Annotated in this window: 9 protein-coding genes and 1 other RNA gene; 3 read left to right on the plus strand and 7 right to left on the minus strand. The window is 48.0% G+C overall.

All coding sequences use genetic code 11. The features are described 5' to 3' along the window. From E2B99_RS09925 to carA, 6 genes are all read right to left on the minus strand, one after another. Positions 1 to 254, minus strand: a 254-nt coding sequence (locus tag E2B99_RS09925; protein ID WP_166739031.1) for a helix-turn-helix domain-containing protein, incomplete at its 3' end; no start/stop codon positions are given. A gap of 126 nt (positions 255 to 380) precedes the next feature. Further along, positions 381 to 1,214, minus strand: a complete 834-nt coding sequence (locus E2B99_RS09930) for a helix-turn-helix transcriptional regulator (protein WP_134244818.1) — start codon at positions 1,212 to 1,214, stop codon at positions 381 to 383. 17 nt (positions 1,215 to 1,231) lie between these two features. Beyond that, positions 1,232 to 1,777, minus strand: a complete 546-nt coding sequence (locus E2B99_RS09935) for a YbhB/YbcL family Raf kinase inhibitor-like protein (protein ID WP_134244819.1) — start codon at positions 1,775 to 1,777, stop codon at positions 1,232 to 1,234. A 270-nt stretch (positions 1,778 to 2,047) separates the two neighbouring features. Beyond that, positions 2,048 to 2,527, minus strand: a complete 480-nt coding sequence (gene greA / locus E2B99_RS09940; protein ID WP_134244820.1) for a transcription elongation factor GreA — start codon at positions 2,525 to 2,527, stop codon at positions 2,048 to 2,050. Between the two features lie 200 nt (positions 2,528 to 2,727). Continuing rightward, the gene (carB, locus tag E2B99_RS09945; RefSeq protein WP_134244821.1) at positions 2,728 to 5,958 is read right to left on the minus strand and encodes a carbamoyl-phosphate synthase large subunit; all 3,231 of its coding nucleotides are present in this window, start codon (positions 5,956 to 5,958) and stop codon (positions 2,728 to 2,730) included. A gap of 15 nt (positions 5,959 to 5,973) precedes the next feature. Then, on the minus strand, positions 5,974 to 7,158 hold the full coding sequence (gene carA / locus E2B99_RS09950) for a glutamine-hydrolyzing carbamoyl-phosphate synthase small subunit (RefSeq protein WP_134244822.1): 1,185 nt from the start codon (positions 7,156 to 7,158) through the stop codon (positions 5,974 to 5,976). Between the two features lie 407 nt (positions 7,159 to 7,565). Here carA and E2B99_RS09955 point away from each other — a divergent pair, with 407 nt between their 5' ends. Together E2B99_RS09955 and E2B99_RS09960 are read left to right on the plus strand one after the other, a co-directional pair. Then, positions 7,566 to 8,171 carry a hypothetical protein gene (locus tag E2B99_RS09955; protein ID WP_134244823.1) on the plus strand — a complete coding sequence of 202 codons (606 nt, stop codon included), beginning with the start codon at positions 7,566 to 7,568 and terminating at the stop codon, positions 8,169 to 8,171. A 247-nt stretch (positions 8,172 to 8,418) separates the two neighbouring features. After that, positions 8,419 to 8,883 (plus strand): hypothetical protein, encoded by a 465-nt coding sequence (locus E2B99_RS09960; RefSeq protein WP_134244824.1) that lies wholly within the window; start codon positions 8,419 to 8,421, stop codon positions 8,881 to 8,883. Positions 8,884 to 9,047: 164 nt separating this feature from the next. Here the strand turns inward: E2B99_RS09960 and glpK are convergent, their stop codons facing one another. Continuing rightward, positions 9,048 to 10,535 (minus strand): glycerol kinase GlpK, encoded by a 1,488-nt coding sequence (glpK, locus tag E2B99_RS09965; RefSeq protein WP_134244825.1) that lies wholly within the window; start codon positions 10,533 to 10,535, stop codon positions 9,048 to 9,050. Positions 10,536 to 10,672: 137 nt separating this feature from the next. Here glpK and ssrA point away from each other — a divergent pair. Beyond that, positions 10,673 to 11,030: a transfer-messenger RNA gene (ssrA, locus tag E2B99_RS09970) on the plus strand. Positions 11,031 to 11,433 lie beyond the last annotated feature (403 nt).

The following is an 11,433-nucleotide window of genomic DNA, read 5'->3' on the forward strand; positions in this document are numbered from 1 at the left end:
AGTTCAAGATAAGCAATGACTTGTACCCAGATATCACATGGGATTCTTTGAGGATTTGAATGATGCCGTCTTCGAGCTAATTTATGGGCATGTTTGGCAAAATAGCCATTTCTCGCTCGATTACGTTGGATTTCTCTGGAAATAGTGGAAGGTGAACGATTCAATCTCCAGGCGATATAACGTTTAGAAAAACCTTCACGTAATAATGTATAAATCTGATATCTTTCTTCTTGAGTAAGATGAGTATAGTTCATGATGCAACTTTGACTTTGGTCGGTCGGAAACAGAATGCTAGCTCATCTTGCTTCCTTCCAATATATTAATCTCTGTTGCACTTCATTTGAGAATCTAAGGCATATAAAACAGCCAGCGATTAGAAGTTATTTGATCCGCAGCTCACTGGGCGAAATGCCATACATGCTTTTAAATTTAACCGAAAAGCGTGAGGCTGATTCATAGCCGCAATGTTCTGCCACCCTGCTAATGGGTAAATCAGTGGTTTGCACCATGCCCAGCGCCACAGTAAAACGCACTTCATCCAGCACTTGCCGGAAACTGCTACCTTCCTCGGCCAGTTTGCGCCGAATGATGGATTCGCCCAAATGCAGCCAGTGGGCAGCATCAGCCAGTTTCCAGTCCAGCCCGCACTGCCTTAAAAACAATTGCTGTAATTTATGCCGCAATTGATGCTGTTCAATCACCAGCAGGTTTTCCAGAAGCACACTGCCTTCCAGTGCCAGTAACAGCCCTTGGGCAAAATGCTGTTGCACCGGCCAGGAAAGCGGCTGCTGAATACTGTGGGTCAGGGTTTGCCAGCAAAAATCCAGTTCTGGGGTCATTGGCATGGACAAAGAAGTAATGACTGGTGCCGAAGGCTGAAGCGTACCTGCATGTGCCTTCCGCATTAATTGATAGTGGTGAATCAGTGGCAAGGGGAAGCTAACGATTTCAGCGTTGTAAAGTTGCTGTTCAGGATGGTTTTCAATATCAACCACAGCACCTGCCGGAAATAGCAGCAGGTCGTTGGGAGTGATTTTTAATGTCTGCCGTTGCCAGTGCAAAATTTTATGGCCCTGAATAATACGGCACAGGGCAGGTGCCAAGATATGCACCCGCCTGATATGCTGCTGCTGTCTGGCCCGGATGGTGGCAAAGTCCATCTGGCTATTTTGCAGCAGCATTTGCTCGGAGGCAGGCAGTAACTGAGCCATCATTAATTTTTAGCCATCAATTAGCGACTATAGGTTGCAGTCAGGCTGGCCGTGGCCAGTTTGTGCGCGTTCAGCATAAAACCAATCATGGCAGCACTCATATTCCGGGTTACCGGCAGTTTATCAGTATCCAGTGCCCAGACGGTTAGAATGTAGCGATGCGGCTTATCGCCAGCCGGAGGACAGGCACCGCCAAAGGCAAAATCACCAAAATCATTGCGACCTTGCATGCTGCCTACTGGCAAATTGCTGTGTTTACTGCCTGCACCCGTCGGCAACTGATGAATAGTGGCGGGAATGTTAACCACTGTCCAGTGCCACCAGCCGCTGCCAGTGGGCGCATCAGGATCATACAGCGTAATGGCAAAACTTTTAGTGTTGGCTGGTGCATGTTGCCACGAAACCTGTGGCGATAAATTTTTACCAGTACAGCCAAAACCATTAAACACCTGATTCATGGCTAAGGGTTGCTGTGCATTCATATCATGACTGCTGACAGTAAAATCAGCGGCAAAGGCAGCATTGGTACTCAGGAGCAGGACTAATAAGGCAGCTATTTTTTTCATGGATCAGCGCTCTGGATCACTTGGATGATCAAATCAGTATAGTGACAGGGCAGATTGCTGCCATACCCGAGCAGCTTGCTAACTGTGCAGAAACGCTCATTCTGCTGCTTGAATGATCAGCTTAAAACAAACAGATACGGCACAATAAAAAAGGCCTGTTTTCTATTCATTATAGAAAACAGGCCTGACGAGTCGCTTAATTCACTGCCCAGCTTTTGGGACACAGTTCATCAAGCAGCCTTTATTGCTAGTCTGAAGATCTATGGGCTATTAACCAATATACTTCACGCTCATGATTTCATATTCAACTTCACCTTTAGGCGTTTGAATCTTGACTTCATCGCCTTCGCGCTTGCCAATCAGGCCACGGGCAATTGGGGAGTTAATGGAAATTTTATTAACCTTATAGTCAGCTTCATCGTCACCCACTAGCTGATAGCTGCGGCGTTCTTCAGTATCCAGATTTTCAATTTCAACTGTAACCCCAAATACCACGCGGCCATCCTGTTGCAGCTTGGTCACGTCAATCACGTCAGCAGCCCCAAGCTTGGCTTCAATTTCCTGAATCCGGCCTTCGCAAAAACCTTGCTGCTCCTTGGCAGCATGATATTCCGCATTTTCTTTCAGGTCGCCATGCGCCCGTGCTTCAGCAATTGCCGCAATAATCCGTGGACGTTCCACTGATTTTAATTGTTGCAGTTCTTCTTTCAGGGCTTGTTCACCCTGGGGGGTCATGGGATAGCGTTGCATAATCATGTCCTTTTAAATGGTACAGCACCTGTGTTCATCACAAAAAATAAATCCAGCGCTAAAAAAAAAGCTCCGCCACTAAACAGTAGCGGAACCCTTTAGACGCTATTAAATGTTTACTACTTGCAGCACTTGCGAAACAGTGTTTCTCACCTTGCGAAGCTGACGCTTCTCATGCGTCGGAAAATGCATACGCATTTTTAAACCTCGCTCAAATCTTGCAAACGATAAACGTCCATTGGCAGCTGGATATTCACAGCCTGGCATACTGCATCAGCACCGCTCAAGGTCGTGGTGTAATACACTTTGCCTTGCAGGGCACTACGGCGGATTGAAAATGAATCCTGCTGTGCCTGTTTGCCTTCAGTGGTATTGATAATGAGGTGAATCTCGCCATTTTTCAAGCGGTCTACAATGTGTGGACGGCCTTCAGTGACTTTATTTACACGCTCGCATTCAATGCCCTGTTCCTGCAGCATGCGGTAGGTACCACCGGTTGCCACCAGTTTAAAGCCCAGCTCACTGAGCTTTGTGGCCACGGCGGCAATATGTGGCTTGTCGCTATCACGCACCGACAGGAACGCGCGCTTGATTTCACCTTCAACTGGCTTGCCCGGCAGACGGTCATTACTGCCCAGAACTGCCTTGTAGAACGCTTCACCAAAGGTTTTGCCCACGCCCATCACTTCACCAGTGGACTTCATTTCTGGCCCAAGGATTGGATCAACACCCGGGAACTTGGCAAACGGGAATACCGCTTCTTTCACTGCAAAGAATTTGGGCACAATTTCAGTGGTAAAGTTCTGCTCGGCCAGTGTTTTGCCTGCCATGCAGCGTGCTGCAATCTTGGCCAGACTCACGCCAATACATTTGGACACAAATGGCACAGTCCGTGAGGCGCGCGGATTGACTTCCAGAATATAAACATCGTTGCCTTTGACTGCAAATTGCACGTTCATCAGGCCAACCACGCCCAATTCCTTAGCCATGGCAATGGTTTGCTCGCGCATCACGTTCTGAATTTCATCAGACAGGGAATACGGGGGCAAGGAACATGCAGAGTCACCGGAGTGAACGCCTGCCTGTTCAATGTGCTGCATGATGCCGCCAATCACCACTGTGGTGCCGTCAGACACGCAGTCCACATCCACTTCAATGGCGTCATCCAGGAAACGATCAAGCAATACCGGAGCTTCATTGGAGGCTTGTACCGCTTCACGCAAATAACGCTTGAGTTCATCCACGTTATATACGATTTCCATGGCGCGGCCACCCAGTACATAGGACGGACGGACTACCAGTGGATAACCCACTTTTTCAGCTTCCACGATGCCTTCTTCTGCACTGCGGATAATGCGGTTTGGTGGCTGGCGCAAATTCAGGCGCTCAATCATTTGCTGGAAGCGTTCACGGTCTTCTGCACGGTCAATCGCATCCGGTGAGGTACCAATAATCGGCGCGCCTGCTTCTTCCAGCGCACGGGCCAGTTTCAGCGGAGTTTGGCCACCGTACTGCACAATCACGCCCTTGGGCTTTTCAAGGCGGATAATTTCCAGCACATCTTCCAGGGTGACCGGTTCAAAGAACAGGCGATCCGAGGTGTCATAATCCGTGGAAACGGTTTCCGGGTTACAATTAACCATAATGGTTTCATAACCATCTTCACGCATTGCCAAGGCAGCATGCACACAGCAATAGTCAAACTCAATGCCCTGACCAATCCGGTTTGGCCCGCCACCCAATACCATGATTTTGTCACGGTTGCTTGGGTTGGCTTCACACTCATCTTCATAGGTTGAATACATATAAGCAGTGCTGGTGGCAAACTCGGCCGCACAGGTATCCACACGCTTATAAACCGGATGAACGCCCAGATCCCAGCGACGCTTGCGCAATTGCTTCTGGCGAATACCCAGCAGGTTGGCAATACGCAAGTCAGACAAGCCCTTACGCTTTAAGCTGCGCATTACATCGTAGGTTAAGCCGGCAAAGCCCAGTTGTTTAACCTGTTCTTCGGTTTTAACAATGTCTTCAATCTGTACCAGAAACCAGGGATCAATCGCGGTGTATTCAAACACCTGCTCCATACTCATGCCATGACGGAAGGCATCAGCCACGTACCAGATGCGCTCAGGGCCGGGTACTTTGAGTTCAAGGCGTAGTTTGTCTTCTGCACCTTCTGCACCTACTGGAATTTTTTCATCAAAACCGGAGGCACCCACTTCAAGGCCACGCAAAGCTTTGTGCATGGATTCCTGAAAGCTACGGCCAATTGCCATCACTTCGCCCACCGACTTCATCTGGGTCGTCAGGATTGGCTCGGCTTGCGGGAATTTTTCAAAGTTAAAGCGTGGAATCTTGGTGACGACGTAATCAATGGATGGCTCAAATGACGCCGGGGTTGCACCACCGGTAATGTCATTTTTCAGTTCATCCAGCGTGTAGCCCACGGCCAGCTTGGCGGCAATCTTGGCAATCGGGAAGCCAGTTGCCTTGGACGCCAGTGCAGATGAACGTGACACGCGCGGGTTCATTTCAATGACCACCATGCGGCCATCTTTGGGGTTGATCCCAAACTGGACGTTGGAACCACCGGTTTCCACACCAATTTCACGCAATACCGCAATCGATGCATTACGCATCAACTGGTATTCTTTGTCGGTCAGGGTTTGCGCAGGAGCAACGGTAATCGAATCACCGGTATGCACACCCATCGGGTCAAAGTTTTCAATGGAACAGACGATAATGCAGTTGTCGTTTTTATCACGTACCACTTCCATTTCGTATTCTTTCCAGCCAATCAATGACTCATCAATCAGTAATTGCTTGGTTGGGGAAAGATCGAAGCCGCGCTCACAGATTTCAATGAATTCTTCACGGTTGTAAGCAATCCCGCCACCTGAACCACCCATGGTGAAAGAGGGGCGAATAATCGCTGGAAAGCCCAGTTTGGCCTGAATCTCAAAGGCTTCTTCCATGTTGCTGGCCACGGCAGCACGCGGGCATTCCAGTCCAATACGACGCATGGCCTGATCGAACAGCTTGCGGTCTTCGGCCATTTCAATGGCTTCTTTGGTCGCGCCAATCAGCTCAACATTGTATTTTTCCAGTACGCCATTGGCATCCAGTGCCAGCGCACAGTTCAGCGCAGTCTGGCCGCCCATGGTGGGTAGCACAGCATCAGGCCGTTCTTTTTCAATAATTTGTGCAACGGTCTGCCAGGTGATCGGCTCAATATACGTTGAGTCGGCCATGCTGGGGTCAGTCATGATGGTGGCCGGGTTGGAGTTCACCAGAATGACGCGGTAACCTTCTTCACGCAGCGCTTTACAGGCCTGTGCACCAGAATAGTCAAATTCACAGGCCTGACCAATCACAATCGGGCCAGCACCAATAATCAGGATGCTTTTTATGTCTGTACGTTTAGGCATTGATAAACTCCCTGATTATGACTGTTGAGATTCGTTTTGCTGGCTTTTATGCTTGGCCTGCTGCATCAATTCGACAAAATGGTCAAACAGCGGCGCACAGTCATGCGGGCCGGGGCTGGCCTCAGGGTGGCCCTGAAAGCTGAACGCTGGCTTGTCGGTACGGTGAATACCCTGATTGGTGCCATCAAACAGCGAACGATGGGTCACGCGCAAAAAGTCGGGCAGGGTACTTTCATCCACTGCAAAGCCGTGGTTCTGGCTGGTAATCATTACGGTGCCGTAATGTTTACTAGATGGGTCTAGATTTTTAACCGGATGATTGGCGCCATGATGGCCATGCGGCATTTTTACAGTTTTAGCACCCGAGGCCAGCGCCAGAATCTGGTGACCAAGACAAATACCAAACACCGGAATTTCAGTGTTATCGACAATGTTTTTTACCGCGTCAATGGCGTAGTCACAGGCAGCCGGATCACCGGGGCCATTAGACAGGAAAATACCATCCGGGTTCATGGCCAGTACTTTTTCAGCAGGGGTTTGCGCTGGAACAACCGTCAGGCGGCAGCCACGATCTGCCAGCATGCGCAGGATATTGGTTTTAAAGCCATAATCATAAGCCACGACATGGAATTTTTCTTCTGGCTGGCTAAAGCCTTTGCCCAGTTCCCACGAACCGGCAGACCATTCATAGCCTTCAGGATCACAGCATTCCTTGGCCAGATCCAGCCCGTTCAGGCCACCAAAGGCGCGCGCGGCTTCCAGCGCCTGTTGTTCGGTAATATCTTCACCTGCCAGAATACAACCGTTTTGCGACCCTTTATCACGCAGGATACGGGTGAGCTTGCGGGTATCAATATCAGCAATTGCCACAATATTTTGTTCTTTTAAATACTGATCCAGCGGCTTGGAAGAGCGAAAATTACTGGCAAGCAGAGGCAGGTCGCGAATGACCAGACCACTGGCCCACACGCGACTGGCACGACCGGACTCATGATCCTCGTCATTGGTGCCGGTATTACCAATATGCGGATAGGTCAGGGTAACGATTTGTTTGGCATAACTGGGGTCAGTTAGAATTTCCTGATAACCTGTCATGGCAGTATTGAAAACGACTTCACCGGTCGTACTACCCGTGGCTCCGATAGACGTACCATGAAAGATCGTTCCGTCGGCGAGGGCTAAAATGGCAGGGGTGCGCAAAACTGAGCTCCTGAGCTTGAACCAGAAAATTGGGGCTGTAAAAAAGCGAGTAGACGTGCCAAATGATAGACAGTGTTGAGGTAACACGGTCTCCTTGAGTCTTCTCGCTTGAATTAACCGCATATTGTACGGATTTGTCGGTTGAAAGTCTATGGATGCTGCAAGTTTTCCTGTGATGACAGCAGATGAAACACCGAAACGCTATTTTAAGTGATTAAAGTGCAATACCTGACCCGTTTCTACATATTGCCAGCCACGTTAAAGCAACAATTACACAAGTGTCACACTAGATAATCGCTGTATAAAAATATCACAAGAAACGCTTAGTCATCGGGTAAGCCGCTTTATATATTAAATTGAAATTGTGGCTTTTTTTATTTTCAACATTTGATCTTGTGGAGCACATCATGCCAAATAACAATCTGAACGAGTTTAAGCAACATACCAACAATCTGGTAGAAGCTGCGCTGGAAAATGCCAAGAAGCGTGAGGAAGCACAGCAGGACGCAGCTGATCAGGGTATTGTGGATCAGGTTAAAAGCAAAGCCAGTGACTTAAATGAGCAGGCCACTGAAAAGCTGGATAGCCTGAAAACTAGCGCAACCGATCAGGTCAATGCCTTAAAGGATAAAGCCACTGAGCTAAAAGACCAGGTAACCGACACAGTAACTGAGCAGGCTAGTACGCTAAAAGATCAGGCCACTAACCTAAAAGATCAAGCGAGTGAAACACTGGAAAATAATGCTGACAAACTGGCTGACTTAAAAGCACAGGCACTGGAAAAACTGGACGAGCTAAAGGCCATGGCGGTTGAAAAGCTTGAAGGCAACAATATTAATGTCGAAGACTTAAAAACGCAGGCGCTGGAAAAATATGAAGAGCTGAAAACCAAAGCGCTAGGAAAACTTGAGGAAAACAACATTAATGTTGATGATCTCAAAGCGCAGGCTCTGGACAAGCTGGAAGAAATCAAAACCAAGGCAAAAGAAGCACTAGAAAAAATTAAAAGCTAATTACTTTTAACTTCTGCATTACCAGTAAATTCTACATTGTTAGAAAAAAGTACTATTGGCTTAAGGCTGATAGTACTTTTTTTAATGGCTGTTCGGATTTTAAGGAAAGATTCTTAAAAGCTAAATCTATTTAAGATTGGGTTAACAAACCGTTAATCTAAAACAAATAATTGTCAGACAGTTTGGCTTTTTAAAATTTTACTTTGTGTCATATTGAGGCAACATTATTCAATTTTAATGGAGCACCATGATGACCAGTAAAACCACTAACGCTAAAACAACTGCTAAAAAAGCCACTGCCCAGACTCCTGCTGAACAGGTGAGCCAGCATATTGACCAGCTTAAAGAAAACACCAGTGCCACTTTAAATGAAGTGAAGCAATTAACCAGTAGTGCACGCGATCGTTTTGAAGGGCAAGCAGAAGCAGCCTCTGAGACCATCCAGAAAAATGTTGCAAGCTTGCAGGAAGAGGTGAATGCACGGGTGAGCTACGCCAAGGAATATTTAAACACGACTCGCCAGAACATTACGGACCTGTTTAATACTTTAAAAGCTGAAATTACTGACACTTTTAATGAACTGCTGAACGATGCACAATGGACAATTGGTGAGGTAAAAGAAGTTTTGACCGAAGCCAAGGATGACGCGCTGGTTAAGCTGGATGACAGCAAGAAAACCACGCTGAATGCATGGCAAAAATTTAGGGGCTAATCAGACACCTGTAGCAGGTTTAAGTCACTTAATTTGGCTTTAAAGTTACGCTATACAAAAGCAGGCTGCCAGAAATGAGCGCCTGCTTTATTATTTTAGTACCAAGCTAAAAATGCTCAGGTCACAAGCCAGATCAAGACTTTTTAAGTAATAAATTAGGCGCTTTACATAGTGGTACGTGCCTTGCTCACGGCCTGATGCCATTGATACAAATGCTGCTGGCGTTCATCATCATTCATGCTGGGTTCAAAACTGCGGTCAAGCTGCCACAGGTGCTCAATGTCACGGGTACAGCCAAACAATCCGACCCCAAGGCCCGCCATTAATGCAGCGCCCAATGCAGTAGTTTCCTGAAGTTTTGGCCGTAGGACAGGCACACCCAGTAAATCAGCCTGAAACTGCATGAGCATGTCATTACAACAGGCACCGCCATCCACACGCAATTCTGTGAGTGGAGTTGGGGCATCCTGCTGCATGGCCACTAATACATCGGCAACCTGAAACGCAATGGATTCCAGGGCGGCGCGGGCAATATGGCAACGATTGGTACCCCGGGTCATGCCTGTCAGCATGGCGCGGGCTTCACTATCCCAATAAGGTGCACCCAAACCAGTGAACGCAGGAACCAGCACCACGCCATCAGTATCCTTGACCTGCCGGGCCAATGCTTCCACCTCATTACTTTGCCGGATAATGCCCAGTCCATCGCGTAGCCACTGGACAATAGCACCAGCCATAAAAACGCTGCCCTCCAGCGCATACTGCGGTGATTGCTGCGGGGTTTGCCAGGCCAGGGTAGACAGTAATTGATGCTGGCTGTATTTCAGCTCACTGCCAGTGTTCATTAGCATAAAGCAACCCGTGCCATACGTATTCTTGGCCAATCCAGCATTAAAACAGCCTTGTCCAAACAGGGCAGCCTGCTGGTCACCAATGGCCGCACAGATGGGTACTTTACGGCCCAGCAAGCCATCTGCGGTATAACCAATTAATCCACCTGATGGCATAATTGTAGGCAATACACTGGCTGGAATATTAAAATAATCCAGCAACTCCTCATCCCACGTCTGGGTTTGAATGTTCATGAGTAAGGTGCGTGAGGCGTTACTCATGTCAATTACATGCTGCTCGCCGCGGGTTAGATTCCAGATTAACCAGCTATCCACAGTACCAAATGCAAGATTGCCTGCATCAGCAAGCGCCCGTGCCTCTGGCAGGTTTTCCAGTATCCACACCAGCTTGCCTGCACTGAAATACGGATCTAGCCGCAGGCCGGTTTTTTTGCATAATTGATGCTCATCCATTTGCTTGCGCTGCTGTTCGCACCATTCGGCAGTACGGCGGTCTTGCCAGACAATGGCAGGTGCTACAGGCTTGCCGGTTTTTTTATGCCATACTACTGTGGTTTCACGCTGGTTGGTCAGGCCGATGGCGGCAATGTCCTGTGCCAGTAAACCTGCGGCAGCCATTGCCTGCTGGGCAACTCCAATCTGGGTATTCCATAACTCTTGTGCATCCTGTTCTACCCAGCCCGGATGTGGCGTGCGAATGGTAATTTCACGCTGGGCACTGGCCTTAACCCGGCCCTTGCTGTCAAAAATAATGGCTCGGCTTGATGTGGTGCCCTGATCCAGAGCCAGTAGATAATCCATTTTGTTGTTCACGTCCTGCTTGAAATTCTGGTGGTTAGCACCATTATATACCTAACCCTGCTGCAAACAGGAATGTTATGAATTGGTGAAGCGCATAGCGTCCAGTTGCATAACCTGTTATAGTAGGTGTCCGCATTGGGGATGTTCTGGCTTCGACGCTGGTGATGAAACTCAATGATGCATGCCGAGAGCGCATTATCTCTCGTAAATCAATCTTGCATTTTTATAGTCGCAAACGACGAAACTTACGCTCTAGCAGCCTAAGGGCTGCTTGTCCGCCGAACCGAATATCTGTGGTTGGTAAGGCCGACTGAAGCGCACGCACACAGATCCGCACCGTGTAATGTCCCGTGACATGGTGTCAAACTTAGGGAATCGCTTCTAACGTCCTGTTCGTTGGGCTGTTAGCGGTTAAAGCAATAGACGATAACTAAGCATGTAGATTCGTGGGCGTAGTGCTGGCGGACGCGGGTTCAAATCCCGCCATCTCCACCAAAATTCAAATCCATATAGTCTCATATGGTCTGTAAGGGCATGAAAATTAATGATTTTCATGCCCTTTTTGTTTCTTGGTGTTCCTTTGAATCTCTTAAAGTCTCACGCATTGTGTTGGTATAATTGTTGGTATAAAACTATTTCCAAGTTAATTTTTGGGATAGATAAAGATGTTAAAAGCTCAGGTGCAAAACAGCGTGCAAAACTATTCAGAAATCCGGGATAAACAGCGTCGAATTTTGACCACCCCGGATGTTATGTAACTATCCAGCTTTTAGCTGGAGATTCTGGCGTGTTATGCATGGAAACTATCGCTAAAATCAGGCGGCGTCATATTCGGGAAGGCGAAAGTATCAGTTCAATTGCCCGTGATCTGCATCTTTCAAGAGCTACTGTCCGTAAA

The organism is Alkanindiges illinoisensis (genome assembly GCF_004377485.1).
GTDB classification, from domain to species: Bacteria; Pseudomonadota; Gammaproteobacteria; order Pseudomonadales; family Moraxellaceae; genus Alkanindiges; species Alkanindiges illinoisensis_A.